Origin of the sequence: Brevibacterium sediminis, assembly GCF_013623905.1 — a bacterium.
Taxonomy (GTDB): Bacteria; Actinomycetota; Actinomycetes; order Actinomycetales; family Brevibacteriaceae; genus Brevibacterium; species Brevibacterium sediminis.
Genome location: NZ_JABKDD010000005.1, coordinates 164172 through 190185, shown reverse-complemented (window position 1 = coordinate 190185; position 26014 = coordinate 164172). Strand labels below are relative to the sequence as shown.

The 26014-nt window shown below is 63.0% G+C and carries 23 protein-coding genes; 14 read left to right on the top strand and 9 right to left on the bottom strand.

Going from position 1 to position 26014, the window contains the following annotated elements:
- Entirely contained in the window at window positions 1-1164 is a 1164-nt protein-coding gene (locus HK108_RS09735; RefSeq protein ID WP_181271362.1) for a pyridoxal-phosphate-dependent aminotransferase family protein, read from the bottom strand.
- A gap of 407 nt (window positions 1165-1571) precedes the next feature.
- Between HK108_RS09735 and HK108_RS09730 the strand changes: the two genes are divergently transcribed.
- Together HK108_RS09730 and HK108_RS09725 are read left to right on the top strand one after the other, a co-directional pair.
- Entirely contained in the window at window positions 1572-3050 is a 1479-nt protein-coding gene (locus tag HK108_RS09730) for an SLC13 family permease (protein WP_181271361.1), read from the top strand.
- 272 nt (window positions 3051-3322) lie between these two features.
- Window positions 3323-4420, top strand: coding sequence for a type I restriction endonuclease (locus HK108_RS09725; RefSeq protein ID WP_181271360.1), 1098 nt, complete (start codon window positions 3323-3325; stop codon window positions 4418-4420).
- An 80-nt stretch (window positions 4421-4500) separates the two neighbouring features.
- Here HK108_RS09725 and HK108_RS09720 read toward each other — a convergent pair whose 3' ends face one another.
- Entirely contained in the window at window positions 4501-7599 is a 3099-nt protein-coding gene (locus tag HK108_RS09720) for a DEAD/DEAH box helicase (protein ID WP_181271359.1), read from the bottom strand.
- A 208-nt stretch (window positions 7600-7807) separates the two neighbouring features.
- On the opposite strand from HK108_RS09720, the gene HK108_RS09715 reads away from it, so the two are divergent.
- From HK108_RS09715 to HK108_RS09700, 4 genes are all read left to right on the top strand, one after another.
- On the top strand, window positions 7808-8869 hold the full coding sequence (locus HK108_RS09715) for an alcohol dehydrogenase catalytic domain-containing protein (protein ID WP_181271442.1): 1062 nt from the start codon (window positions 7808-7810) through the stop codon (window positions 8867-8869).
- A gap of 127 nt (window positions 8870-8996) precedes the next feature.
- Entirely contained in the window at window positions 8997-9365 is a 369-nt protein-coding gene (locus HK108_RS09710; RefSeq protein WP_181271358.1) for a DUF6841 family protein, read from the top strand.
- On the top strand, window positions 9362-9811 hold the full coding sequence (locus HK108_RS09705; RefSeq protein WP_181271357.1) for a VOC family protein: 450 nt from the start codon (window positions 9362-9364) through the stop codon (window positions 9809-9811). Before HK108_RS09710 ends, HK108_RS09705 begins: the two co-directional genes overlap by 4 nt.
- Window positions 9808-10107: a biopolymer transporter Tol gene (locus HK108_RS09700; protein ID WP_139469483.1), complete on the top strand. Its 300-nt coding sequence runs from the start codon at window positions 9808-9810 to the stop codon at window positions 10105-10107. The genes HK108_RS09705 and HK108_RS09700 overlap by 4 nt, the downstream gene beginning before the upstream one ends.
- 67 nt (window positions 10108-10174) lie before the next feature.
- Here HK108_RS09700 and HK108_RS09695 read toward each other — a convergent pair whose 3' ends face one another.
- Complete coding sequence (locus HK108_RS09695) at window positions 10175-10639, bottom strand: SRPBCC family protein (protein WP_139469482.1); 465 nt, start codon at window positions 10637-10639, stop codon at window positions 10175-10177.
- Window positions 10640-10876: 237 nt separating this feature from the next.
- Between HK108_RS09695 and HK108_RS09690 the strand changes: the two genes are divergently transcribed.
- Window positions 10877-12157: an ArgE/DapE family deacylase gene (locus HK108_RS09690; RefSeq protein WP_181271356.1), complete on the top strand. Its 1281-nt coding sequence runs from the start codon at window positions 10877-10879 to the stop codon at window positions 12155-12157.
- A gap of 54 nt (window positions 12158-12211) precedes the next feature.
- On the opposite strand, the gene HK108_RS09685 is transcribed toward HK108_RS09690, so the two are convergent.
- Window positions 12212-12934 (bottom strand): haloacid dehalogenase type II, encoded by a 723-nt coding sequence (locus HK108_RS09685; RefSeq protein WP_218973659.1) that lies wholly within the window; start codon window positions 12932-12934, stop codon window positions 12212-12214.
- A gap of 148 nt (window positions 12935-13082) precedes the next feature.
- On the opposite strand from HK108_RS09685, the gene HK108_RS09680 reads away from it, so the two are divergent.
- The 4 genes from HK108_RS09680 to HK108_RS09665 all read left to right on the top strand — a co-directional run bounded on the left by HK108_RS09680 (window position 13083) and on the right by HK108_RS09665 (window position 15975).
- Window positions 13083-13868 (top strand): helix-turn-helix domain-containing protein, encoded by a 786-nt coding sequence (locus tag HK108_RS09680; protein ID WP_181271355.1) that lies wholly within the window; start codon window positions 13083-13085, stop codon window positions 13866-13868.
- A gap of 209 nt (window positions 13869-14077) precedes the next feature.
- On the top strand, window positions 14078-14740 hold the full coding sequence (locus tag HK108_RS09675) for a small multidrug efflux protein (RefSeq protein ID WP_181271354.1): 663 nt from the start codon (window positions 14078-14080) through the stop codon (window positions 14738-14740).
- 87 nt (window positions 14741-14827) lie between these two features.
- The gene (locus HK108_RS09670) at window positions 14828-15250 is read left to right on the top strand and encodes a hypothetical protein (RefSeq protein WP_181271353.1); all 423 of its coding nucleotides are present in this window, start codon (window positions 14828-14830) and stop codon (window positions 15248-15250) included.
- Window positions 15251-15324: 74 nt separating this feature from the next.
- A complete protein-coding gene (locus tag HK108_RS09665; RefSeq protein ID WP_229664054.1) occupies window positions 15325-15975 on the top strand; it encodes a homing endonuclease associated repeat-containing protein in 651 nt (216 codons plus the stop codon).
- 99 nt (window positions 15976-16074) lie between these two features.
- Here HK108_RS09665 and HK108_RS09660 read toward each other — a convergent pair whose 3' ends face one another.
- The gene (locus tag HK108_RS09660; protein ID WP_181271351.1) at window positions 16075-17265 is read right to left on the bottom strand and encodes a pyridoxal phosphate-dependent aminotransferase; all 1191 of its coding nucleotides are present in this window, start codon (window positions 17263-17265) and stop codon (window positions 16075-16077) included.
- Between the two features lie 172 nt (window positions 17266-17437).
- Entirely contained in the window at window positions 17438-18892 is a 1455-nt protein-coding gene (locus HK108_RS09655; RefSeq protein ID WP_181271350.1) for an NAD(P)/FAD-dependent oxidoreductase, read from the bottom strand.
- Between the two features lie 179 nt (window positions 18893-19071).
- Between HK108_RS09655 and HK108_RS18850 the strand changes: the two genes are divergently transcribed.
- From HK108_RS18850 to HK108_RS09640, 3 genes are all read left to right on the top strand, one after another.
- Window positions 19072-19551, top strand: coding sequence for a cupin domain-containing protein (locus tag HK108_RS18850; protein WP_229664053.1), 480 nt, complete (start codon window positions 19072-19074; stop codon window positions 19549-19551).
- Window positions 19552-19667: 116 nt separating this feature from the next.
- A complete protein-coding gene (locus HK108_RS09645) occupies window positions 19668-20228 on the top strand; it encodes a hypothetical protein (RefSeq protein WP_181271349.1) in 561 nt (186 codons plus the stop codon).
- Between the two features lie 169 nt (window positions 20229-20397).
- Window positions 20398-21597: a pyridoxal phosphate-dependent aminotransferase gene (locus HK108_RS09640; RefSeq protein WP_181271348.1), complete on the top strand. Its 1200-nt coding sequence runs from the start codon at window positions 20398-20400 to the stop codon at window positions 21595-21597.
- 79 nt (window positions 21598-21676) lie between these two features.
- Here the strand turns inward: HK108_RS09640 and HK108_RS09635 are convergent, their stop codons facing one another.
- The 3 genes from HK108_RS09635 to HK108_RS09625 all read right to left on the bottom strand — a co-directional run bounded on the left by HK108_RS09635 (window position 21677) and on the right by HK108_RS09625 (window position 25774).
- A complete protein-coding gene (locus tag HK108_RS09635) occupies window positions 21677-22219 on the bottom strand; it encodes an acyl-CoA thioesterase (protein WP_181271347.1) in 543 nt (180 codons plus the stop codon).
- A gap of 219 nt (window positions 22220-22438) precedes the next feature.
- Entirely contained in the window at window positions 22439-23353 is a 915-nt protein-coding gene (gene lgt, locus HK108_RS09630; RefSeq protein ID WP_181271346.1) for a prolipoprotein diacylglyceryl transferase, read from the bottom strand.
- A 210-nt stretch (window positions 23354-23563) separates the two neighbouring features.
- On the bottom strand, window positions 23564-25774 hold the full coding sequence (locus tag HK108_RS09625; RefSeq protein WP_181271345.1) for an HNH endonuclease signature motif containing protein: 2211 nt from the start codon (window positions 25772-25774) through the stop codon (window positions 23564-23566).
- Between the last annotated feature and the right edge of the window lie 240 nt (window positions 25775-26014).

Sequence of the window (26014 nt, the reverse complement as noted above, 5' to 3'; positions counted from 1 at the left end):
TCAGCTCTCGCGGAGGATGTCGAGGGCGGCTCCGAGGCCTGCCGGGTCGACCTTCACTCCCGCCAGCTGCAGTCCCATCTGGACGCCCGCGAGGGTTCCGGCGAGGGTGAGATCGTTGAGATCGCCGAGGTGGCCGATTCGGAAGACCGTCCCCTGGAGTTTGGACAGGCCCGCCCCCAGAGACATGTCGAAGCGGTCGAGGATGATCTTTCTCAACTCGTCTGCGTCGTGCCCTTCGGGCATGACGACGGCGGTGAGGACGGGGGAGTATTCGCTCTCGTTCGTGCACAGCACTTCCAAGCCCCAGGCTTCGACTGCGGCTCGGGTCGCTTCGCCGAAGCGGATGTGTCGGGCGAAGACGTTGTCGAGACCTTCCTCGTTGAGCAGCCGCAGGGATTCCTTGAGGCCGTAGAGGATGTTCGTGTTCGGGGTGTAGGGAGTCATCCCGTTTCTGCCGGCGGCGAGCATCTCCGTCCAGTTCCAGACGGACTTCGGCAGGGTCGAGGTTTCGTGGGCCTCTAAGGCCTTGTCGCTCACAGCATTGAAGGACAGTCCTGGTGGGAGCATGAGGCCCTTCTGCGAACCGGAGACGGTGACATCGACGCCCCACTCGTCGTGACGGTAGTCGACCGAACCGAGCGAGGAGATCGTGTCGACCATGAACAGGGCCGGGTGGTCTGCGGCGTCGATGGCCGCGCGGATCTCGGGTATGCGGCTCGTGACGCCGGTCGAGGTCTCGTTGTGGACGACGCATACGGCTTTGAAGCGATGATCGGTGTCGGCGGCGAGGGCCTCACCGATCTTCTGCGGATCGGCGCCGGTGCGCCAGTCGCCGGCGATGACTGTGGGTTTGAGTCCCCATTTCTCGGCCATCGTCTTCCACAGTGAAGAGAAATGCCCGGTTTCGAAACAGAGGATCTCATCGCCGGGGTTGAGGGTGTTGACCAGTGCGGCTTCCCAGGCTCCGGTTCCCGTGGCCGGGTAGATGACGACCTGGTTCGAGGTGCCGAAGACGTCGGCCATGCCTGTGAGCACATGGCTGAAGAGTTCTTTGAATGCCGGTCCGCGATGGTCGATCGTGGGCATGGAGATGGCGTGGAGAACGCTGTCCGGAACATTGCTGGGTCCCGGAATCTGAAGGAAATGCCGTCCGCTGATTGTCATTGAAGAATCCTCTCTGATTCCACGATGCGGTACATCACTTTCATTTGACGCTACCACAATGGTTTCGAGAGAAAAATGCCTTTTCCAGGATTCGGAACGGAGATTTGTGGCATTCTGCTCGCCGGTCGAGTTGAGCCTTTTCTGCCCAGTTCGGATTTCGGTATTCCATTTTCCCTGAGCTTCTGACGTGGAGTTCTGTGCTGTTCTGTGCCGAAAGGATTTCTTTGAAAACCACGGGTTGGTATACATGCTCCTGTTATTCGGGAAAGTGAAGTCGAGGTCTTGACGGTTCGGAATTCCTCGGGGCAGACTTTCATAAAGTAGCAGCAAGATTTCCACATCGTGGAATGTCGGTTGCGGCAATGGGGTCGTTTCCGACTGATTAACACATCGCATAGGAGCGAATTGTGTCTTTGGAAATTGCTTCGATACTCGTCCTGGTGGCTTTGTTCGTCATCGCCACCTTTGTTTCGGTCCATATGGGTGCGCTCGCGCTCATGGCGACCTTCCTGTTCGGAACCTTTGTCCTGGGAGAGGACGTCGACACTCTGCTGTCTGGCTTCCCCGCGGATCTGTTCCTCATCCTCGTCGGCGTGACCTATCTCTTCGCCTTGGCGAAGGACAACGGGACGGTCGACTGGATCGTCCATATACTCGTCAAAGCTGTCGGCGGCCGAATAGCGCTCATCCCGTGGGTGTTCTTCGTCGTCACGGCGCTTCTCTCCGGCTTCGGCTCGGTGGTGCCGGCAGCCATCGCGATCATCGCGCCGATGGGGATGGGTTTCTCTCGTCGGTACGGCATTCGGCCGTTGCTCATGGGGCTGATGGTCATCAACGGTGCGACTGCGGGTGGATTCTCGCCGTTGAGCATCTTCGGCACGATCACCAACCAGGTCGTCGAGCGCAATGACCTACCGGGCAGCCCTCTGCTGCTCTTCCTTGCCTCCTTCGTCTTCAACGTCGTCCTCGGCTTCGTCTGCTTCTTCCTCTTCGGCGGGCGGGAGCTGCTGGGCAAGCGCGACCTCGGACATGGGCTCGAGGACAAGGACGGGGAACTGGTCAACGTCGGAACCTCCGGCGAGGGCGACGGCACCGATTCCGGCAGCGGCACCGGTGGCAGCGGCAGCTCGGGTACGTCCGGCTCAAGCGGTGCCGGGGTGGGCGGTTCTGGCAGCGGATCGGTCGGCTCGCCCGCGCCGTATCACGACCCCGAGCGGAGGGCAGCTCGACGGTCTGTCCAGACGACGATGGTCAAGGACACCGAGGAGGATGTCGAAGTCACCACCCTCGATCTCAATCGCATCGTCACACTTGTCGGACTCATCGTTCTCGCGGTCATGGTCGTGCCCCCGCTCAATCAGGACGTCGGCTTCACCGCGATCAGCATCGCCGTGATTATTTCGTTCTTCTCTCCCCGCATCAGCAAGGGCGCGGTGAGCAAGATCGCGTGGCCGACCGTCCTTCTCATCTGCGGCATCGTCACCTATGTCGAACTCATGGAACGTTTGGGCACGATCGATTGGCTCGGCGGGCAGGTCGCCGGCATGGGAGCTCCGCTGTTCGCGGCCCTGATCATCTGTTTCATCGGCGCAGTCGTCTCTGCCTTCGCGTCGACGACGGGCATCCTCGGCGCACTCATTCCTCTGGCTGTGCCGTTCCTGCTCACGGGCAGCGTGGGCGAGATCGGGCTGATCATCGCTTTGGCGATCTCGTCTTCGGTGGTCGATTCCTCACCGTTCTCCACCTCGGGGGCGCTCGTCGTCGCTAACTCTCCGGAAGATCAGCGGGACAGGGTGTTCAAGCAGCTCATGGTGTGGGGCTTCTCGATGGTCGTCATCGCACCAATCGTCACTTGGTTGATCTTCGTCGTTCCGGGTTGGGGGTGAGCCGCTCAAGTTCGTCGCTGGTCGCCTGCAGTTGCCCCGTCGTTCGTCGGCGGGGCAACTGTCAATAGTTGGGTTCATCGTCCGATCGGAAGAGTCGCGATCGTCGCAATCGCGTCAGTGATTGGGGCGGGTGCGTGAGCCGATGGTGGCTGCGTAGGTAACTGATTGACAACTTTGCCGATACCAAGGACGACTGAGCCGCCGGTTTCATTCCACACGGGCTACAGTCTGAAATTGCGAAACTATCACTGAAGTGCATTTGTGGAGGAACAATGGAGTTCGAAGAACGACTGTCTGCCCTGGCTGCCAAGGTTGGAAACCAGCGAGAGGCGATTCAGACCGAAGAGGCAACGAAGAATGCGTTCATCATGCCTTTCATCTCAACCATCTTGGGCTACGACATCTTCAACCCGCTTGAGGTAGTGCCCGAGTTCTCTGCCGATGTCGGAGTGAAGAAGAACGAGAAGGTCGACTACGCCATCATGCGCGATGGCGAAGTGCAGATCCTCATCGAGTGCAAGAAATCGACGGAGCCGCTGAAGATCGAACACGCTTCCCAGCTGTTCCGGTACTTCTCCGTGACAAATGCGCGGATTGCTGTGCTCACAAACGGCGAGGTCTATAACTTCTACACCGATCTCGATGCGCCGAACAAAATGGACGACAGACCGTTCCTTGTGCTCGACCTCAACGAGATCGACGAGACGATCGTTCCGGAGCTCAAGAAGTTGACCAAAGAAGTGTTCGACCTCGACTCGGTGGTGAGCGCGGCAGAAGAACTGAAGTACGTCGGAGCCATCAAGAGAGAAATTGCGGGGCAGTTCAAGGAGCCCGACGAGGCGTTCGTGCGACTATTCACGAGTCGCGTCTACGAAGGGCGCTTCACTCAGGACACCAAGGCGCAGTTCACTCAGCTGGTGTCCAAAGCAGCGAAGCAATTCCTCAATGAAAGGGTGAATGATCGCCTGAAGACTGCGTTAGGAGCCTCTGAGACCGCAATGCCTGTGCAAGTTTCGAACGGAGAGGCTGTCACCAGCGCGGAAGTAGCCGAATCGGACCTGGATCGAGACACCGAACTTGAGACAACCCTGGAGGAACTTGAGGGCTATCAGATCGTCAAGGCGATCAGCTGCAGTGAGGTGAAGCCCGAGCGCGTTGCACAGCGTGATGCCAAGTCCTACTTCGCTGTGCTCTTGGACGACAACAATCGGAAGCCGATTGCCCGGCTCCACTTCAACGGTAAGAAGCAGAAATACATTGGCATCTTCGACGCAGACAAGAACGAGTCCCGGCATCCGATCGACGGTCTCGACGAAATCTATCTGCACGCAGACGCGATCAGAGAAACGGTGAAAGGTTACATCAGCTAGGAAGAGATCCGCGGGAATATTTACTTTAAGCCACCTAAAGTAAATATTCTCGTGCGATCTGTGAGGTTAGCCGGAGCCCTCTACCCCTCGAACAGCCCCTTGATATCCGCGGCTGTGACCGTCTGGCTGAACGCCTGGCCGTCCGGTCCGCGGCCCTGATAGGTGCCGGAGTCGGACATGAGCTCGTCGAAGAGTTCGGCCTTGCGCTTCTGCAGGGCGAGCACCTTCTCCTCGATCGTGCCCTCGGCGACATAGCGGTAGACCATGACGTTCTTCGTCTGCCCGATCCGATGCGCTCGGTCGATCGCCTGATTCTCCGAGGCGGGATTCCACCACGGATCCATGAGGAAGACGTAGTCCGCCTCGGTGAGGTTGAGCCCGAACCCGCCGGCTTTGAGGCTGATGAGGAACACCGGCGCCTCACCCGACCGAAACGCATCGACGACCGCCCCGCGGTTGCGCGTCGACCCGTCGAGGACGACATAGGGGATCCCGCGAGCGTCGAGGTCCGCGGCGACATTGGCCAGGAACGACGTGAACTGGCTGAACACGATCGACCGGTGGCCCTCGGCGATGACATCGTCGAGCCGTTGCAGGAGCGCCGCCAACTTCGACGACGGCACCTCAGTATGTTCGGCATCGACGATCGACGGATCGAGCGCAAGCATCCGCAGCAGCGTCAGCGAGCGGAAGACGATGAACCGCTGCTTGTCGTATTCGCTGTCGATGAAGCCGAGGATCTTCTTCCGCTCCTTCTGTAGAATCCGATCGTAGAGTCTCCGGTGCGCGGCGTTGAGCTCGACCGAGATGACCTGTTCCTGCTTCTCCGGCAGGTCTGCGGCCACGAGATCCTTGGTCCGGCGCATCATGAACGGTCGGATCCGCTTCTGCAGACGCTGCATCCGTCCCGGATTCTCACCCGACTCGATCGGACGCACGTACTCTTCCTCGAACCGGTGTGGACTCGGGAACAGTCCGGGCGCCGTGATCGAAAACAGTGACCACACGTCCTTGAGCGAGTTCTCCAGAGGAGTGCCCGTCAGCGCCAAGCGGAACGGTGCCCGCACTTCCTTCGCCGCCAGGTGGGTCTGTGCGGTGGAGTTCTTCACGAACTGCGCCTCGTCGAGGATGAGCCCCGCCCACTCCATCCGCGAGATCGGAGTCTCCTCCAACCGGAGCATCGCATACGACATGACGACGACATCGGCACCTCGAACCACCTCGGCGAGGTCGACCCCACGCGCCCGCGTCGATTCGGCCACGACACGAACATCGAGGTCAGGGGTGAAGGAGGTTGCCTCCTTCACCCAGTTCGGAACCACCGAGGTCGGTGCCACGACGAGGAAGGGCGGGAGCGTCGCATCGTCGTCAGCGAGGGAGCGTCTGGCCGCCTCGGCGAGGAATTCCTGGCTGCCAGCAAGGAATTCAGCCTTCGCGTGCTTGATGAGCGCGAGCGTCTGCAGGGTCTTGCCCAAGCCCATGTCGTCGGCGAGGATCCCGCCGAGGCGGCACCGGTAGAGCAGTGCCAACCACCGGAATCCCTGCACTTGATACGGGCGCAGCTTCGCACCGTTCAGGTCGGGGACCTCGGTCGCGGGCAGGTGTTCGAGGTCGGCCAATGCGCGCACGGAATCACGCCAAGTCACGGCCGGTTCGGACTCGTCGGCGAGGTCCTCGAAATCCGACCACAGACCCATATGCATCCGTGAGATCTTCGGCGCTCCGGGCTCCCATTCGGGGATGAGGTCCGCCTCGGCGAGGAGGGCCTTGAGCTTGTCGAAGATCGGCTTGTTCAGCGACAGGAACGAATCGTCGGAGAGCTTGATCTTCTTCGTCCCGGCGGCCAACGCCTTGTACAGCTTGACGAAGGGGACCGGGCGGCCGTCGATGCTGATCTGGAAGCCGAGGTCGAACCAGTCGTTCTTCTCCGACTCGACCGAGGTGATCTTCACGTTCGGCTCCCCGCCGAGCTCCCGGTACGGCTGCTTCTTCCCGCGCGTGATGACCTTGACGTGCTCGATCTCCTCGAGCCCGGGCAGGACGTTGACGACGAAATCCGCGGTGTCCGCGTCGTCGAGTTCGACGTCTTTGATGCCCGGCAGGGCGGACCCGGTTTCATGGGTGTCGGCGAGGAGTTTGTCGACCTCGGTGACGACGGCATCTTCGAAGTCGAGTTCGCGTTGCCCCGCATATTCCCTCGCCGAGGCGGCGCTGAGCTTCGCCCGATCGATGACGGGGAAGGTGCGACGGGGTCCCTGATATTCCCAGTACCAGCTTAAGGAGAGTTTGTCGCCGGCGCCGAAGGCGGCGAAGACGACAAGGCGGGGGCGACCGTACTGGGGGAAGGCGACGGTGGCGTCGCTGCTGATGACCTCGGCGCTGGAGCGCAGCTGCGGGTAGTACTCCTCGAAGAATTCTTCGGTTTCGGCCCCGGGAATGGTGATCGGCCCCGGGGACTGGAGCACGGGCAGTGCGGATTCCTTCGTCGGGGTCTCCGCGGGGGCCAGGGTGACGGTGAAACCGCTGGTGACGTCGACACCGAAGAAGCCGTGCGTCCAGATCGGCTTGATCAGACCGGGAGCATATTCGCGTTCGTCGATGGTCGCCCGCGTCTGCACCTGCAGGCGGTTGTGACTGCGGCGGATGTCGATGGCGGCGCGGGCGGTGTGCCCGATGCGGACGGTCATATCCGGATTGATGCCGACGAATTCGATGCCGAGCTTCTTCCCCTGCGTGAAGTGATCCCACAGCAGGGGAGTGCGGAAATCGCCGAGGTGGTACGGCGCACCGTCGGGCGTGAAGTCCGTCTTCCCGCGGGTGCGCAGTCCCGCGAGCTGGGTGAACCACTCCTGGTGAGCCGGGTCGATGTCGAACTGCCGGGCCATGCGGTCGATGGTGCGCCAGGTCAGGGACTTCTTCACCCAGTTGCCGGACTCGCTGAGCATGAGCGGGCGGATCGCGAGGCTCGGATTCGCGCCCGGGGTGACGTCGTCCTTGTTGAGGAGTACGGAGTGCTGAGCTTCGAACCATGTGCGGGGGATGACCTGGACGAGCTCGAATCCCAAGGCCACGGGCGTGTGCGAGTGCGGAGCCGCCTCGGCGAGCGGGGCGAAGGCATCACGCCAATCGGCGGGGATGGCGGCACCGGTCGCGGCGGCGGACGGTCGGGTTTCAGGCACGATGCCATCTTCTCATTGGAGGGTGACATGGGGTGACGGAGCTGTGTCAGGGGCGGGGTCATCGGCAACGTCGGGGCGTTGTTGTCTCGTTGCTCACCTTCGCCGGGAATTCATTGCCGACGATACGGGGCGGGGGTACGGTCGGAAGTGAACGGTCGATCGGAACATTCCGGCTCCGACCGACCTCGAGTCGAAGGAGTGTGCAGTGATGAAAGCAGTCCGTTATTACGGCAAAGAGGATCTGCGAGTCGAGGAGATCGACGAGCCCCAGACCCGCCCGGGAACCGTGAAGATCGCCCCCGCTTACAACGGAATCTGCGGCAGTGACCTTCATCTGTACCATGATGGTCCGATTCCGCCCGCCCCCACCACCGAGGATGCCCATCCGCTGTCGGGAGAGACCCTCCCCGTGGTGCTCGGCCACGAATTCTCAGGTGTCGTCGAAGAGTTGGGCGAAGGAGTCGAAGGTCTGTCGGTCGGTGACTCGGTGGTCGTCGAACCGCTGATGGTCGACGGCACGTGCCCGGCGTGCCAGCGCGGTGCGTACAACCTCTGCGAGCAGATGGGCTTCATCGGCATCTCCGGCCTCGGCGGCGGTCTGAGCGAGCACATCGTCGTCGAATCCCGGTGGGTCCACCCGGTGGGTGATATGCCGCTGGACCAGGCGGCGATGATCGAACCACTCGCTGTGGCACTCCACGGAGTCAAGCAGACGACGGCCGCCGAGGGACAGGTCGGAGTCGTCGGCGGAGCGGGACCGATCGGCCTCCTCGTCGCCGCCGTACTCAAGGCCAAGGGACTGAAGACGATCATCAGCGAGGTCTCGCAGATCCGTCGCGAGAAGGCGCAGAGCTCAGGCGTCGCCGATGTCGTCGTCGACCCGACGAGCGAAGATCTCAAGGCGATCGTGTCGGAGCAGACCTCGGATGCTATGGCCGACGTCGCATTCGACGCCGCTGGTGCCGCCCCCGTCGTCGGACAGCTGCTCGACGTGCTCGGCGCCACCGGTCGCCTGCAGGTCATCGCCATCCATGGCAAACCGGTCGAGGTCGATCTCACCGGCAAACTGATGATGCAGGATCGGACCCTCGGTGCCAGCGTCGGCTATGCCGATGACCACGCCGAGGCGATCGAACTCGTCCGTTCGGGCAAGGTCGATCTGGCTCCGTTCATCACCTCGAAGATCCTCGCCGACGATATCGTCAGCGACGGATTCGAGCGCCTGACGAAGAGCCTCGACGAGGTGAAGATCCTCGTCTCGATGAGTTGAGTCAGAAACTCTCGATTAGCCGAGACAGTCACATCGGGACGCGCACCGAAACGGTGCGCGTCCCTTGGCTGTACCTCCGAGGCTCGGTCTCAGCGGCGGTGTCAGGAGCGAGCGGTACAGTCGCCCCATGAATGAGAACAAAGAGGTTCACAGGCAGTTCTTCGACACCTATACCCGTGCGCTCATCGATCGGGACGCCGCAGCAATCGCCGATCATTACGCGGTTCCGGCGCTCATCGAGTTCCCGGGGCAGCGGATCCTCGTCACCGAGGCGGCGCAGACGGAGAGCTTCTTCGCGAGCGCTTTCGGACAGTACTCGGGCGTCACCGAGGTGAACGCCGAGGTCACGGTGGCGGCATCGACCGACCACAGCATCTGGGCCGACGTCACGTGGAAATATCAGGGAGGTGCCCCCGACGAGCGGAACATGTATCAGCTGGTGCGTATCGAAGACGGCTGGAAAATCGCGGTGCTCACGCCGTTGGAGCTCGGATGACGGATGAGGCGGAAGACGCTGGATTTCCTGAGCTGCTCCACACCGTCATCGATACGACCGAGCCGAGGATGCTCGCGGAGTTCTATCGACGGCTGCTCGGCTACGTCTATCGCCCGGGAGACGAACCGACCGACGGTCGCAGTTCAGGGACGAGTGCCGAGCCCGAGGTCCCCGACTGGCTGGTGCTCACTGATGCGAGTGGGAACCGGAAGCTCGCTTTTCAGCAGGTTGATCGCCTCGAACCGACGACGTGGCCGGCAACGGACATCCCCATGCAGATGCACCTCGACCTCACGGTGCCGAACCGGACCATGCTGGAACGACAGCTGCAGCGTGCCGAAGACCTGGGTGCCGAACTGCGCGTCGATCGTACCGACGATGAGGACGAACCGCTGTATGTCTTCACCGATCCCTCCGGCCATCCGTTCTGCATATTCGTCGCATGAGCGAGAACAGCGACAATGATGACGAGCGTTGGCTGATCGTCAAAGGACGCCGGTGGCGACGAACCGACCCAGCACTGGAACCGAGCGTGATCGAGGAACTCAAGAGCCGCCTCGGCGCCGCGAGGAACGCCGTCAAGCAGGCGAAGAAGCGGGGCGATGGAAAAGATCTCGCGGAGGCGAGACGGAGGGTGGATGTCGCGAAGAACGGCCTCGGCGAACGCGGTGAATATTGGTGGGAGATGTCGCTCGAAGACCGTCGTCGGCGCGCGGAGACGGCCCTGAACGAACTGCGCTGAGTTCGAACAGGGCCGTCAGGGTGCTGTCAGGCGTGAGGAACCCGCGCCTGCGCGCTGCTGCGCGGCGTTAGACTCCGGACACCGCTGCTGCCAGGTTGCCGAGGGACGACTCGAGGTCCTCTTCGCTGACGGCCGGGAAGTCGACCTGCTTGAGCACCTCCTTGTCGGTGACCGCGCTCCAGTCATAGGTCACGGAGACCTCGGTCGAGTCATGGCTGTGGGACGTGAGTTCCCAGACCCACTCCCAACCCGGTGGCTCCTCACCGGCTGGTGCCGTCTTCCAGGCGAGAAGCTTGTTCTCCTCATAGCCGATGACGTGGTTGTCGGTCTTGTAGTCGCCGCCCATCTTGTCCCAGTGCATATTCATCGAGAACTTCTGACCGACCTCGGTGATGCGATCGGTCTTGTCATCCGACTGGACCATTCCCGAGCCGTCGATCTCGGCATGACGCTCTGGATTGGAGAGGACGTGGAAGATGTCCTCTACGGGGGCATCGATCGTGCGGGAAGCGCTGATGCTCGTCTCATTCATGCTTGTCACCTTTCGTCAGATGGTGGCGGGAGTACGGGTCGGTCGACCCGTCCCTGACGGCCACGCTATACGCTCGATCCAAGTGACGGGAGGGGGTGCGCAATCAATCACAGCAAATGCGGTCACTCTTCCGGATACTCGTTGAGGAATGCAGAATAGCCGACAGAGGTACGTGCCATCCGCGTCTCCGGGGCTCGGACCGTCAACCATCAACACGAGAACTGGGAAGAGCACAGCATGAATCGAGAAGTCGCCCAGGCCATCACCGACGCCGTCGACAACGCGTTCGATCGTCAGCTTGAGTTCACCGGTGATCTGATCCGCTGTCCTTCTGTCCGCGGCAGTGAGGCGGCGATCCAGGACCGCATGGAGCAGGAATTCGCCGACAGGGGACTGGAGACCGACCGCTGGCGCATCGACGAAGAGGACATCGAGGATCACGTGGGCTTCGGACCGATGACCGTGCCCTACGACGAAGACTTCAACATCGTAGGCAGCTATCGGCCGGCAGTCTCGGAAGGCCGATCCCTGATCCTGCAAGGTCATGTGGATGTCGTTCCGACCGGACCCTTGGAGAATTGGACTACTCCGCCCTTCGAGCCTCGAGTCGAGGACGGCTGGCTGTACGGACGTGGCGCCGGGGACATGAAAGCCGGACTCGCTGCCAACCTCTTCGCCTTCGACGCGATCTCCGCTGCCGGATTCTCTCCTGCAGCCCCGATCCATCTCCAATCCGTGGTGGAGGAAGAGAGCACCGGCAACGGAGCGCTTTCGGCACTTCTGCGCGGCTACACCGGCGACGCCGTGCTCATCCCGGAACCAGAAGAGAACTCTCTGGTGCGAACCAACGTCGGAGTCATCTGGTTCACCGTTCGTGTCGAGGGGAAACCGAGTCATGTCCGGGAGATGAGCAAGGGCTTCAACGCCTTCGACGCGACAAATGACGTGATCGCCGACCTGCGCACACTCGAGGCGGATTGGAATGGCCAGAAGGACCGGTACCCGGGCTTCGAGGATGTCGATCATCCCATCAACTTCAACGTCGGAGAGATCTCGGGTGGAGACTGGCCCTCCAGCGTCCCGTCATGGTGTGAGATCTCCGTCCGCGCCGCCATCTATCCGGGGATCGACCCGGAACAGGCGTGGGAAGAGATCCAGGAGCACGTCCGGCACGCGAGCATCGCCCGGCGCGGTCAGGACAGTCGCCTGCCACGCCTGGAGCGAACCGGCTTCTTCGCCGCAGGATATCGACTCGACGAAGGCGGAGAAGCCGAGGCCGTCCTCGGCTCGGCCCACCGGGATGTGTTCGGCCAGCCCCTGCGGTCGTTCTCCACGCCGGGCTACCTCGACGGCCGGGTGTACACGAACTATGGATCGATGCCGACTCTGACCTATGGTCCCCGATCCCTCGACATCCATGCCTTCGACGAGCGCGTCCACATCGAGTCCGTCCGCAACATCACGAAGACCATCGCTCTCTTCATCGCCGAGTGGTGCGGGCTGAAGCCGCTGAAATAGTCACTTTGGCGTTCCGCAGGGACTGCCGGCCCAGCACCCGTTCGAAACGATGCGTCAGCCGATTTGGTCAGCGAGGTCCTCGAAATCCTCGGCAATGACGTCCCAGTCGCCCGTGGGTTCGAGATCGATGGTCTGATCGGGTCCATGCTCGGTAGGGCGCCGAACGAAAGCCGTGTTGAGCCCGAGGGGCTGCGCCGCGGCGAGATCGCTGTTGTGCGCAGCGACCATGGCGACTTGCTGCGGTTCGAGACCGAGGATGTCGGCGGTCCGCAGATACGCGTCGGGGTCCGGCTTATAGGCTGCCGCCACCTCGGCGCCGAGGATCGCATCCCAGGCAAGACCAGCACGTTTGGCGACGTCGAGAGCCAACCGGATGTTCGCATTCGACAGTGGAGCGATGATGAACTGCTCCTTCAAACGGGTCAAACCTGCGACCGCATCCGGCCACGGATCGAGCCGATGCCACGCAAGATTGGTCTCGTCGAGGACCGGCGCGGGAATCGAGTTCGGATCGACGCCGAGACCTCTGAGCACGTGCTCGAGATTCTCCCGGTGGAGCACATCCAAACGAACGAACTCTCGGTCACCGTTGCGCACCCGCTCCATCGACGGCTGATATTCGGCCCGCCAGGCGTCGGCGAACTCAAGCGGAACGAGATCGGGAACATGGTCGCGCAAGTGCACGGCCACCTCGGCGGCTACACTGCTGCGCCAGTCGACGACGGTGCCGAACATGTCGAAGACGAGGGCCTTGACCGAATCGAATCCTGCTCTCATGGTTACACGGTAGTCCGCGCACATCAGACCGTCCACGTCGGTTCTCCCGCTCACCATGTCAGTCCGTCCGCTTAGACTGAGCGGTGTTGGGAGTCGACGAGGACCTCATCGACACTGAACTACACGGCATCGGCGGAAGGACCTGACCGTGGGATGGAGCACGAGCGAATTGGCGCGGCTGACCGGCACCACGGTCAACACGATTCGGCATTATCACAAGCTCGGGCTGCTCACCGAGCCCGAACGGATGAGCAACGGATACAAACAGTACGGGGCTTCCCACCTGCTGCGACTCCATCAGATCCGGCGGATGCGCGAACTCGGGATCCCGTTGTCGGATATCGGTTCGGTCGACGACGATCACGAACAGCAGCAACTCGCCCTCAAACAGCTTGAGGTCGATCTCGGTGAGCAGATCGCGGCCCTGGAAAAAGCACGCACCGAGGTGTCCCAACTCCTCGAACACGGAGCGCCGATCGATACTGCTTCAGGCTTCATCGACATCGCCGCCCGGATGTCGAATTCCGATCGCGCACTGATGAACATCTATTCGACCCTGTATGAGGAATCGGCGCTCGCGGAGATGCGGTCCATCATGTCCGAGACCACACCGTACGACCAGGAAGTCGATGAGCTCGCCGAGGATGCCGACGACGCCACCCGCGAACGCTTGGCAGAGCAGATCGCTCCGAGCATGAAGCGACAGCTCGAAGCGAAACCCTGGCTCCTCGCGCCGACTGAGCGGATGACCGGGGACGTGAAGATGGGGCAGGCTGCGATCATCGGCTCGCTCAGAGAGCTCTACAACGACGCACAGATCGACGTCATCCAGCGTGCCTTCATCTCTGTCTTCCCGACTCTCAAGATTCCGGACGAAGATCGCGAGCGGTTCATCGCTTTCATCAAGCACGTGGCCGCAGAGGAAGAGGGCTGAGGCAGGGGACTGAGGCGGAGGAAAAGGAGTGATGTCGGGAGCTGAGGGAGAGAGCTGAAGACAGTGACTAGGGAAGATAGCTGAGGATTCGCTGGGTTCGACGATGAGGGCTTGACCCTGTTCTGAGAACACAGTCTGTACTGAACGTATCAACCATCAGATCCGGTTCATTCGGGCCGGGATCTGCCGATTACGTTCAGGAGGACACCATGAATCCCATCATCGAATTCTTCCAAGGTCTCGCCGCTCAGGTTCCCGACCTGCTTCAGCCGTTCATCATCGCCGCGGCCGGGGCGATCCCCTTCATCGAGGGTGAGATCTCCTCGATCATCGGCGTGTGGGCCGGGATGAACCCCGTGCTCGCCGGAGTCGCCGGAGCCATCGGCAACTTCATCTGCGTCACCGTCATCGTGCTCCTCGGAGCCCGGGCGCGCCGCGCCGTCGTGAATCGTCAGAGCGAAAAGCGTGAGCTCGCGGCCGTGGGAGTCGGCGCAGGTGTCGGCTCCGGATCGGTTGATGGCGCTGTGCCCGAGGCAAGTGCCACGCGGAATGGATCCGCCGACGTTCTCTCCCCGGATTCAGCGGCCGACGGCAATGCCGGTGACACGGTGACGGAGGGCCACCTCGGTGAAGGTGGGAAGCCCGAGTCCAAGGGGCGGGTCAAGTTCAAGAAGTTCCTCACTCGGTTCGGCGTCCCCGGTGCGAGCCTGCTCGGACCGCTGGCGATTCCCACCCAGATCACCTCCACGATCCTCGTCAGCGCTGGTGTGAAGACCTCGTGGATCCTGCTATGGCAGGGCATCGCGATCATCGCCTGGACGACCCTGACCACGCTCATCGCCACCGGATCGCTCGCCCTGCTGGCCGGCTGAAGCCTCAGGAAACGCGGTCCCCGCAGGTGCCGCCCTCACCAGCCCACCGCCCACGGACCTCGACGCCGCAAGAAGAAAGGACGAATCATGCGCTCGCTGTATCGCCACCGGCTGGTCCTCACACTCACAGGACCGATCCTCATCGCTCTGGGACTGCCGCTGATCGTCCCGTTCGCCGCGACCCTGCTGGGCGAGACGATGCACCTGCAGATGCGATTGAGTCTGCCCGAATCGCTGCTCGCGACCTTGGGCATTCTCGTCGCGTGGTTCGTCATCTCGCGGACGATCGACGTCGTCCTCAGCGGAAGCGACATCGGCGGCAAGATGACCGGGCGTCTTGTGTCGGCGGGTGCGTCGGTGCTCGTGCTCGGCGGAGGCTACCTGCTGATCACCGGTTCGATCCCATTGGCCGCGATCACTGCGGTCGTGATCAGCGGTCTGTTCTTCGCGTTGAATACGATGCTCGATGTTCGGGCGATGAAACCGACAGGATTCCGACGATCCAGCTGACCCAGCCCCGGTGCTGATCTCCACGGTGGCGGTGATCCTGAACAGGGAACCATCTGAAACGTACAATGGACTGGATGTCTGATACCGGGAGAACCCACACCTCGTCGCTGGCCGTGCTCGGTGCGCTGCTGTTCGTCACCGCCCGCAGCCTCGATGCCACCGGCACGCCGGGGATCCCCGCGAGTGCCGACCCGGCCAAGCTCAGCCCCACCGACCGAGAGACCCTCGCCGAGGTGGAGTCCGCGCTGACCGTCCAACTCGAGAATTCAGGGACGTCGGTGACGTCCACTCTCGCCGAGGTGGCTGCGGCGGTTGCGTACGTCCGCGGCCGGGCGGAGGTCCCAAGTCTGACCGCCAGCCGGTACGACAAACTGCGCAAGTCGGTGCTCGACGGTCTCGGAGCGACCTCGGCGCAGGGGGCGACGATCTGGCCGCCGACCAGTCAGACCGCGGTGCAGCGATTCGGGTCCTGGAACGAAGCGCTCAAGGCGGCGGGTCTGGCGACGAACAAGATCGGCCGAGCCAAAGGCCAGCTGCGCTTCGACTCGGATGCCTACGACAAGGCGATCGCCGAATTCCTCGCCGACTGCGAATCACGCGGGACCGCCGCGACCTACAAGGCTTACACCGAATACGCCGCCGAGCATAAGGGCGAGGTGCCCTCGGCCGCGGCCGTCCGGAAGTTCTACGGAAGCTGGAATTCAGCGCTCGCTGCGGTGGAGTGAAGTGTGGATCAGCGACCGTACATCTTCCTCCGACCGCTCACGCTATGCGATGCGCGGTCGACGGTAACTTGAGCGGTCGGTGGCCCAACACTCCCGGCATCACCGGTTAGCGGCGAACGCCTCCAGCCGGTCGCACGCGGTGTTGATGGTCTCGTCCGACACCGCGAATGTCAGGCGCAGGTAGCCTTCGCCGGCCGGGCCGAAGGCCGAACCTGGAATCGTCGCAAGGTTGTGCTTCTCAAGCAGCTGGGTCGCCAGCTCCCAGGAGTCCAGCCCCCACTCGGACACGTTCACCCAGGCATAGAACGTCGCCGCCGGGCGCAGCAGGCTCAAGCCCGCGATGGCGTTGATGCGCTCGATCATGAGCTCACGCCGCCTGGCATATGAAGCGACCATCTCCTCAACAGCTGTCTGCGGTCCCTCGATCGCGGCGACCGCAGCCTCCTGGACGAACCCGGGCAGACTCGAGGTCAGGCCCTCCTGCAGCAATGACATCGGCGCGATGAGGTCTTCCGAACCGATGACGAAACCGCACCGCCAACCAGTCATCGCATAGGTCTTCGAGAAGCTGCCGATGGCCAGGAACCGATCGAACTCAGCTCCCACCTCGGCGGTGGATGGTTTCACCTCCGCGATGGAGGTGAAGACAGCGTCGTCGAAGACCATCTCGTCATAGACCTCATCGGAGATGACGGTGAACTCATGCTCATCGGCCAGCGCAGCGATCTGCTCGAGGTCGGCCCGATCCATGACCGAACCCAAAGGGTTCGACGGGCTGTTGATGATCACGGCCGCGGTCTTGTCCGTGATCACTGAGCGGACATCCTCTGCGCGGAGCTTGAAATCATTGTCCTCGGTGACAGGAACGGATACCGCAATCCCGCCGAGGCGGTGCACCTGACCCATGTAATTGGGGAAGCTCGGGTCGGGGATGATGACCTCGTCACCGGGGGTGACAGTGACGTCGAGGGCGAAGGTGAGCGCCTCCATCGCGCCGAAGGAGACCATGACGTTCTCGGGCGCGATGCCGCGATTCCACCGAGTCGAGTACTTCCGGGCGATCGCCTGCCGCAGTTCGGGGATGCCCGCGTTGGCGACGTAGCGGGTGTTGTTGTTCTCGATGGCACGGGTGCCGGCGGTCTTGATGTGCTCCGGAGTGGTGAAGTCAGGTTCGCCCACGGTGAGCCTCACGGCATCGGGGAAGTCGAGGGCGAGGTTGAACATCTTGCGGATGCTCGACGCAGGGTAGGTGGCGGCCATGGGGGAGATGCGGCTGTGCGAACTCGTCATGGCTTCAGTCTGCCTCTGATCCTGCGGGGACGACAGGGGTGGGCCACAGCGTAAGACCGGGGCCGGTCCCCGGCCGTTTGGCATCAGCTTGGTGAACCTGCATCAGCTAGGTGCAGGGACCCAGCTGCTGCAGGTTCACCAAGCTGGTAGTGCAAGCAGCGCCCCGCCCTGCCTACTCGTGCAACCCGGCCAGCCGGGACCCGAATCGGGCGAGCAGGCTCGTCTTCTTCGCCCCGGTCGCTGACTCCCACGCATCGGCGAGACCGAAGACCTTGTACATCGACCGGATGCCCAACCAGCGAATCGGTTCAGGCTCCCACTGCCCGGAGAAGTGGTCGTTCCACGGCAGCGCGGTCAAGGACGTCGAGGCTCCGGCGGCCCGATCGAGCAGGGTCTTGGCTGCCAGATGTGTTGCCGTCACCCCGTGCCCGGCATAGCCGCGGGCCACTCCGATGCGCTGGGAGGAGTCGAAGAAGATGCCGGCGCACCAGTCTCTGGTCACCCCGAGAGCACCGCGCCAGGCATGCGCAACCTCGAACTCGAGGTCTGGGAAGAGCGAGGACAAGCGCCCGGCCAGGAGGTCGACCACCTCGGCGGGGACCTCGCCGTCACCGGGCAGACCCGAGCGAAACGCGTATGGTGCTCCTCGCCCGCCGAGCGCGATCCGGCCGTCGGCCGTGCGCTGGGCATAGATGAACGTGTGCGCCGTGTCGCCGAGACATTCGCGCCCCTCCCAGCCGATCGACGCCCACGCGTCGCCCGGCAGCGGCTCGGTTGCGATCATCGACGAGAACACCGGGATGACCTGCCGTCCCTGCAGGCCCGGCAGGTCGCCGCCGACCGTGTCCGAATACCCCTCGAGGCACACGAAGATCGTGTCCGCGCGCACCGGCCCGCGGTCCGTGGCGACCGAATTCTTTCGGATATGCCTCGCCGAGGTGGCCTCGCAGATTGTCACGCCCTGTTCCCTGAGCACGTGGCCGAGTCCCCGGGTGAGCAGCGCGGGATCGATGGCGGCGGTACCGGGGAAGTAGAGACTGCCGAGTGCCCCGTCGACGTTGATGCGGGCACGAGTCGCCTCGGCGTCGAGGAACTGCATGTCCTCGGGCCCGTATCCGAACTGCTCATTGCCGGCCTCAAGGTCGCGCAGCCGGGACAGGCCGGCCTCCGTTTGAGCGATGTCGATGTGGCCGCCGCGGACTTGGTGGGCATCGATGCCCTCGGTCTCGCAGACGTCGAGGACCTCGTCGATGGAGTCGAAGAGTGCGGACTGAAAGGCGCTGACGCTGGCGACGCCGTCGAGTCCTGCCGAGCCGACCGGCCCGGTGGGATCGTTCTTCCGGGCGCGGTCGACCGCCTCGGCGAACTTGCTGCGATTGCCCGGCAGCAGGGTCGAGAGCCATCCGCCATTGCGGCCGGAGGCGCCGTAGCCGATGTGGCGGGCCTCGATAATGGTGATCGCCCAATCGGGGTGGGCCTGCCTGGCGTAGTAGGCCGACCACAGGCCGGTCAGTCCGCCGCCGACGATGACGAGATCCTGCTTCTCGCGCGGCAGCGGGACGGCGTCGACGTCGTCGGCGGGGGATGCTGCCAGCCAGTGTGAGGCTTCGCCATTGAAGTAGGACACGGATCATCTCCTGAACTCGAGGCGGACCTTGTGGTCGCCTACGAAAACAGTTCTATCTCACGCTCAACGGGAAGTAAACAGTTGTGGTGATTTGTATTGAGTGTTGAAACGCGCTCGACTGCCCACTGATTTCTTCGTCGAGGCGGGACTCGGGTGGGCTGTTTAATTACACTGTTCGCATGAGCGCAATGGAGCCGATCAACACCCACGAATTTCCTCTCAGCCATGAATTGATCGAGGAGTGGCAGACCATTCCGGCCGCCTCGACGGGAGGACCCGACACGGTCGGGTCGGTGGGGCTGGAAGGTCCGGCCGCCTCGGCGGGGGATTTCGGCACGAGCAGCTCGGTCGAGCTGGAAGGGGCGGCCGCCTCGGCGGGGGAGGCGTCTGTGACAACGGGATTCGCCGAACTCGGCACCATCGGCGGTGCCGAATACGGGTTGTGGGAGATGAGCGCTGGAGCGATGCGCGATATCGAAGGCGACGAGGTCTTCCTCGTCATCTCCGGGACCGGGCGCATCGAATTCGACGAACCCCTTCGCGACCCCATCGAACTGGCGCCGGGATCGCTGGTTCGCCTCGATGATGGGATGAAGGCGCGCTGGTACATCGACGGAACGCCGCTGCGGAAGCTGTTCATCGCGCCCGGCGAAGGGTGAGCTTCACTCTCTGGCCAGCAGGGTTGGCAGGGACGAGGGAGTCGGGGAAACGTCATGGGCGCGGATTCGCCTCGTTGACTAGTGTCGAAGTCAGCCAGCTTTGACGAAAGGTATCGATGATGATCGACGTGGCCCACCCGCGCGACCTTGTCATGATCGGCGCGATCTTCGGACTCGCCGCGTTCATCTGGTCAGGCTGGGCACAGGAAGCGCCACCCAGAGGACTGGTCTGGCGACTCGTGCTCGCCGGACTCGGAATCGCGGGCCTCGCACTCGCCGTGCCGAGCATCCTCACCGCCATCGGCAACTGGTCGGAACCCAGCGCTTTCACCACCGGGACCACCGCGTTCACCCTCTACCTCATCGTGTTCTGGGCCGAGGTCATCATCGGGGCGGTGGCGAGCTTCTTCCTCATCCGCACCGGCCAGACCGAGAATATCGCTCCACTCATCTTCGCGATCGTCGGCATCCACTTCTTCGCGCTCGCCGTCGTCTTCGGCCAGCCCGTCCTTCACGTGGCGGGGCTGATGCTGACCATCGTCGCGGTGGTCGCGTTCATCTTGCCGCGCGAGACCGCGGCGCCGAGCTTCTGGTGCGGCATCCTCGGCGCTCCGGTCTTCCTCGGCATCGGACTGTGGTGTCTGCTCGCCGGGCGCAGCCCGCTCGCCGCCGGATGAAACACGGACACCGCTGACAAGCCCTGGTCAGGTGCTCTATCGTGAGTGAACCGGTGCGCACCGTGCCCTGGGGCGGGCTCCGTCCCACGGCGCGCGGCACGCATGGACACCCCAGCACCGACACCTCAGTATTGCCCCGAAGTGATGGACCCCGAAGAAGGAGTCGACGATGAAGACTGCTCGCCGCTTGGACAACCTCGGCACCGAGACCGCTTTCCGCGTGGCCCAGGCCGCCGCCGACTGGAAGGCGAAGGGCAACGAGGTCTTCCCGTTCCACCTCGGCGATCTCAATTTCCCGCTCGCTCCCCACATCGTCGAGGCGATGGAGCAGGCGATCCGCAACGGCAAGACCGGTTACTGCCCTGGGCCGGGGATTCCCGAACTGCGGGAGGCGCTCTCCGATGACATCGGCTCGCGACGCGGAATGACGATCGACCCCGCCGAGGTGGTCGTGACCACCGGAGGCAAGCCCGTGATCACGAAATTCCTCCAAGCCGTGATGAACCCCGGCGAAGGCGTGCTCTACCCGAATCCCGGATTTCCGATCTACGAATCCCAGATCGAATATCTCGGCGGTACGGCCCTGCCCTACCGATATGTTCCGACCTCCGACGGCTTCGCCATCGACCTCGACCACCTGCGGGCATCGATCGATGAGAACACCACCGCCATCATCTACAACGACCTGCAGAACCCGATCTCCGCAGAGTCCACCCCGGGCGAGCGTGAGGCCATCGCAGCGATTGCGCAGGAATTCGACCTGTGGGTGCTCTCCGACGAGGCGTACTTCGAGATGCGCTATCGCGGGAAGTCCCAGTCGATCGCCGCGCTGCCGGGAATGCGGGAGCGCACCGTCATTCTCTACACGTTCTCGAAGAAGTACGCGATGACGGGTTCGCGGCTCGGCTGTGCAGTGGCCCCGAAAGAGGTCGCCGAGGCGATCTCGCTGATGAACACCAACGACGAATCCTGCACGAACCAGTACGTGCAGTGGGCGGGGATCGCCGCCCTGCGTGGACCGCAGGGGCCGGTCGGGCAGATGCTGGAGGTGCTGCGCAAGCGACGTGATGCCACCTGCCGGCTCATCAACGAGATTCCCGGCATGTCTGTGGCGACCCCGGGCTCGACGTTCTACGTCTTCCCCGATGTCACCGAGGCGATGGAGGCGAAGGGAATCGCGACTCTGGCGGACTTCACCACCGAGGCGCTGCATGCCACTGGCGTCTCATTCTGCACTCGCGAGCACTTCGGGTCGCCGCAGCCCGGTGAGGACCGGTCCTACATTCGGCTGGCCTATTCGGGTATCGACGAAACCGCGATCACGACGGGTCTCGGCCGCCTCAAGGAGTGGATCGAAGCGGGGCGGTAGTCCGTTCGGCGGGGTTGCATTCGGCGGTACCGGGCTGCGGCGCCGTCCCGACCACAACTCGGCGCCGACCACAGCTCTGCTAGGTCCAGCTGCTCCAGGCAGGTCGGCGAGTGCTCGGCAGTGCGTTGTCACGGCGCCAATCGTGGATCCAGTCGGGCAGCTCGGGTTCGTTCTCCGGCATCCCGAACGCCTCCATGAGGTCGTCCCTGGTGAGCGGACGGTCGTCGGAGATCAGGCGGGTGGCGACATAGGCTCGGGCGAAGATCTCGCCGTCGACGACCATGCGCTGTTCGAAGAACACGGTGCGCTCGTCGATTCCGCAGACCTTGCTCTCGAGGTTGTAGCGCTGCCAGAGTTTCAGTGATTTGCGGAAGCTGATGGTCTCGGCGCTGACAACGCCGGTCCATCCGCGCTCACGCATCGCCTGCCATGCTCCGCTGCGCACCATCATGTCGAGCCGCCCCAGGTCCATGATCGAGAGGTACTTGCCGTTGTTGAGATGCATGAATATGTCGATCTCGCCCAGGTGGACGCGCATGGGGAGGGAGTAGGTGTCCCAGATGTCGCGCGCGGAACGTCGGTGGGACCTCAGCAGGTGCAGGATCATGCGGAAGAAGTGCATGCGAACTATGTTACTTGACAGTAGTTTGCTGGACGACCATAACCCTGCCGGGTGAATGGGGCTCTGACTGGCGAACGTGGGCAGAAAGCGTATGCGGTCAGGGCGATCGTGGACCCGGAGGCGAACGCGGACGCGGAGGTGAATGCGGTCGTGAAAGGTTGCAATCGCGGAAGGGTGCGCATCCACGGACCCGGGGAGCCGCCTCGGCGAGGGTGGGTGTCAGTCCTTCGCGGGTTCGGGGTCGTGGCCGGGGATGAACGGTGATTCTTCGGGCTCGGGGTGGCGCTTCCACTGGATGAGCATGATCGCCACACCGAGAGCGACGGCGCCGATCGCGCCCCACACGTTGGTGCGCAGGCCGAGGATGACGAAGCTCGGATCGAGGCGGATGGACTCCCAGACGATGCGGCCGGCGCCGTACCACATGAGATAGACAGCGAATAGGCGTCCCCACTGGAAGAAGACCTTGCGGCCGAGGTAGAGCAGGACGAGAGCGCCGAGGCTGTTCCAGATGACCTCGTAGAGGAACGTTGGATGGAAGAGGGTGCCGGGGGGAGTGCCCAGTGGGATTGCCGGATTGCCGGGATCGATCTCGAGTCCCCAAGGCAACGTGGTGGGCAGGCCGAAGAGCTCCTGGTTGAACCAGTTGCCGAAGCGACCGCAGGCCTGAGCGAGGATGAGGCCCGGTGCCAGGGCGTCGAGCAGAGTGGTGAGTTTGAGGCCGAGGCGGCGGCACATGATCCATGCACCCAGCGTGCCGCCGATGAGTGAACCGAAGATCGCGATGCCGCCCTCCCAGATCGCCCATACCGAGCCGGGTTCGAACGGGTTCCACGGGTTGCGGCCGGGACCGAAGTAATCGGTGTAGTGCGTGATGACGTGATAGATGCGGGCGAAGACGATGGCCATCGGTACGGCAAGAGTCGCGATGTCGAGCACCTGCCAGTCCTCGACACCGCGCCTGGTCAGGCGGCGGTTCGTCAGCACAATGGCGATGATGATGCCCACGAGGATGCACAGTGCATAGAAATGGATCGTCAGCGGTCCGAGTTGGAAGCTCGAGATGGACGGGCTGGGGATTGCCGCCGAGATGTCGTGCGGGACAGCGCTGGAAGTCACTAGGCCGAGGTGCATGGGGCCAGTCTATTTGCACCCGTCTGAGAATCTCTTATGCAGCGTCTGGTCTCTGACCGGCGAGGACCGTTTTCGGGCCGATTGCTGTGCCGCCTGCGCTCCGACTAGCGCGTAAACCCGAGTCCTGCGGGGTGAAGGCAGCCGCGACAAGGCCATTCGCGCTCACATCAGAATGGAGGCACAGCGGTGCCATTGAATGGCCATGCGCAGCTACGTGCCGAAGAGGCCGTCGATGATGTCGTCGGTGACGAATCGTGAGTGGAGGATGGGAGTGCGGGCGGGGTCGATGCTTTCGGGCGGTCGCCATGCCGGCCGTCCGTCGCCGAGCATGAAGACTTCCCAGTCGGAGCGGTCCATGAGGTGGTGGTGGAAGGAGCACAGCAGGCACATGTTGTTGATGTCGGTCTTGCCGCCCAGGGCGTGCGGCACAACATGGTTCACGTCGCACCAACCCGCCGGTGCGTCGCAACCGGGGAACACGCATCCGCGGTCCCTGGCGGTGACGATTGCGGTCTGCTTCTTGTTGGCAAAGCGCTGTTCCGCGCAGACTTCCACCGTGCGGGCCTTTTCGTCCATCAGGTGGTAGAAAACAGTGCCACTGAGACCGCGTCGGGCGATGTCGCCGATCGGGAACCGGTCGCCGGAGCCTGTGGTGGCTTCGCCGATGCCGTTGGCGATGTCGGACGCTTTGGCTGTGACGACCAGGGCGTAGGGCGAACCCTTGGCGGCTTCCTTCATGCTGATGCGCGAGATGAGAGTGGCGAAACGTTCGTAGATCCAGGCCTTCGCACTGGGCTGCGCGCTCATGAGATCGACAGTCGAACCGTCGGCGCGGATGCCGTGGCCCGCGGGAGTGGAGCGTCCGCCAGCAGGATCGGTCGTATCCGCACCGGCGTCACCGGCAGCTTCACTGTCGGCACCGGAGTCGCTGGCCGCGTCTAATACAGCCCATGAGGGAGCGTCATAGCGATCGCCGGTGAGCACTGCGTCGAGGGGTTCGAACTTCTCTTCGCCGGGAGCCTGACCGAGTCCGACGTTCGGGAAGAGCGCGGGAGCGTCGTCGGCCGCGGAGCGGGCCGCTTCAGTGTCGGAGGCGATCGTCTCAGTGTCGGTGGGGCAGACGTTGTTCGATGTGGTGCCGTCGCACGATTCTGCAGTGTTCGACGGGTTGTCACCGGCGGTTTCTGTTGTGTCTGATGTGTTGTCTTTCGCCGATTGGATCCGCGAGGTCAGCAGTCCGTGCAGTTCGGATCCCGCCACGGGATCGAGCACGCCCTCCAGCCTCCAGTCTCCATTGCGCTTGGGGCGGGCAGTGATGAAGTAGGCGGAACGATCGCTGGGGTCGAGCGGCTCGGCACCGTCGGGGTCGATGAGAGCGAGCATCTGACGGAAGATGTCGCGAAGCTCGCTCACAGTCACCGATTTCGCGTATTTCACGAGGTCGGTTTCCACACGGGACTTCGTCTCATGATCCACCCATGCGGGCAGCGCCTTGAGGCAGTCTTCGATGACAGTGAGGTGCTCTGCGGGCAGGGTGCCGAGGTGGAGCTGCTCGGCGACGAGCGGGTGTTCGGGTTCAAGCGGTTGTCCGTCGAGTGCGACTCGTCTGCCGAGATTCTCTGCGAGCTTTGCCCGGCGGTTCGCTTCTCGCCCCGAGAGGTTGAGGCGTTCCTGGATGAGCGCCTTGGTCGACTTGGCGCCACTGTCCTTGGGCGTGCCGACGCGTTCGTAGACGGCCAGCGCCAGGGTGGACAGAGACTCACTGAGCCGACGCAGAGCCTCGGCTCCATCGATGACCTGCAGGGCCTCGTTCGGCCCCATCGGCCGGTCGAAGGCGCGAAGACCTCCGACCAGTTCGGTCAGGGACGAAATCGAATCGGTGATCTCAGGTGCGCTCGCAGCCAGGTCGTTCCAGGCGGCGTCGGTGAGGATCGGGTGCATCGAAGTCGGGCGCTGATCATCGTCTCCGTGCTCGGGTTGCGCAGTCGATTCTGCCGGTGCGGTCGAAGTGAGCTCTGCTGAGTCCGCGGATTCGACGGTTTCGTGTGGTTGGTCGGAACCGGCAATTCCAACTGCATTGCTTGGTTCTTCGACGTCGGCGATCGACGTATCGTCGTTCGGTTCGTCATCGTCGGTCGAAACTGGGTCAAGAGCCTCGAACACCTCGGCGAAGTGGTGGCCGCTGAGGTCGAGTCCGGCCGCCTTGAGCTGTTCGGCCAGTGTTGCGGGGCCCGATGTTTCTTCGAGTTGTGCTTGCGCGGTGTCCTCGGGTGCGTGGGCATTCTGAGGAGGGGTACCCACGAGGTCTGCTGGTGTGGTGTTCGTCGGCGGTCTTCTGCTCGCCCCACCGCGCGAGTCAGCGGCAGCGCGGCGGTCGCGCTTTCCTGACTTGCGTCGCTTGCGGTCGGGGGTGAAGGTCATCGCTGTCGAGTTCCGTTCGTCGTTGAAGGTCTCTTAGTCAAATGTTAGGCCATTGATGAATAGAAAGCAATAGAAACTTCGAAAAGAATTCGATTGGAACTGTCATTGCAGGTAGATCTGCATATGATGAGGACGACTACTTTACCTATTGCTGATTTGGCGTCGAATGTATCAGTCGGCACTGACGCGTGATCCACGTTGACTGTCGTGATGGTCGCATGCTCCGGGGTTAGTCGTGGC

Excerpts from the sequence above, each read along its gene's own strand:
- HK108_RS09735 (WP_181271362.1), bottom strand. The coding sequence starts at position 1,164 with ATGACAATCAGCGGACGGCATTTCCTTCAGATTCCGGGACCCAGCAAT.
- HK108_RS09725 (WP_181271360.1), top strand. The coding sequence starts at position 3,323 with ATGGAGTTCGAAGAACGACTGTCTGCCCTGGCTGCCAAGGTTGGAAAC.
- HK108_RS09715 (WP_181271442.1), top strand. The coding sequence starts at position 7,808 with ATGAAAGCAGTCCGTTATTACGGCAAAGAGGATCTGCGAGTCGAGGAG.
- HK108_RS09710 (WP_181271358.1), top strand. The coding sequence starts at position 8,997 with ATGAATGAGAACAAAGAGGTTCACAGGCAGTTCTTCGACACCTATACC.
- HK108_RS09705 (WP_181271357.1), top strand. The coding sequence starts at position 9,362 with ATGACGGATGAGGCGGAAGACGCTGGATTTCCTGAGCTGCTCCACACC.
- HK108_RS09700 (WP_139469483.1), top strand. The coding sequence starts at position 9,808 with ATGAGCGAGAACAGCGACAATGATGACGAGCGTTGGCTGATCGTCAAA.
- HK108_RS09695 (WP_139469482.1), bottom strand. The coding sequence starts at position 10,639 with ATGAATGAGACGAGCATCAGCGCTTCCCGCACGATCGATGCCCCCGTA.
- HK108_RS09690 (WP_181271356.1), top strand. The coding sequence starts at position 10,877 with ATGAATCGAGAAGTCGCCCAGGCCATCACCGACGCCGTCGACAACGCG.
- HK108_RS09685 (WP_218973659.1), bottom strand. The coding sequence starts at position 12,934 with ATGAGAGCAGGATTCGATTCGGTCAAGGCCCTCGTCTTCGACATGTTC.
- HK108_RS09675 (WP_181271354.1), top strand. The coding sequence starts at position 14,078 with ATGAATCCCATCATCGAATTCTTCCAAGGTCTCGCCGCTCAGGTTCCC.
- HK108_RS09670 (WP_181271353.1), top strand. The coding sequence starts at position 14,828 with ATGCGCTCGCTGTATCGCCACCGGCTGGTCCTCACACTCACAGGACCG.
- HK108_RS09665 (WP_229664054.1), top strand. The coding sequence starts at position 15,325 with ATGTCTGATACCGGGAGAACCCACACCTCGTCGCTGGCCGTGCTCGGT.
- HK108_RS09660 (WP_181271351.1), bottom strand. The coding sequence starts at position 17,265 with ATGACGAGTTCGCACAGCCGCATCTCCCCCATGGCCGCCACCTACCCT.
- HK108_RS18850 (WP_229664053.1), top strand. The coding sequence starts at position 19,072 with ATGAGCGCAATGGAGCCGATCAACACCCACGAATTTCCTCTCAGCCAT.
- HK108_RS09645 (WP_181271349.1), top strand. The coding sequence starts at position 19,668 with ATGATGATCGACGTGGCCCACCCGCGCGACCTTGTCATGATCGGCGCG.
- HK108_RS09640 (WP_181271348.1), top strand. The coding sequence starts at position 20,398 with ATGAAGACTGCTCGCCGCTTGGACAACCTCGGCACCGAGACCGCTTTC.
- HK108_RS09635 (WP_181271347.1), bottom strand. The coding sequence starts at position 22,219 with ATGCACTTCTTCCGCATGATCCTGCACCTGCTGAGGTCCCACCGACGT.
- lgt (WP_181271346.1), bottom strand. The coding sequence starts at position 23,353 with ATGCACCTCGGCCTAGTGACTTCCAGCGCTGTCCCGCACGACATCTCG.
- HK108_RS09625 (WP_181271345.1), bottom strand. The coding sequence starts at position 25,774 with ATGACCTTCACCCCCGACCGCAAGCGACGCAAGTCAGGAAAGCGCGAC.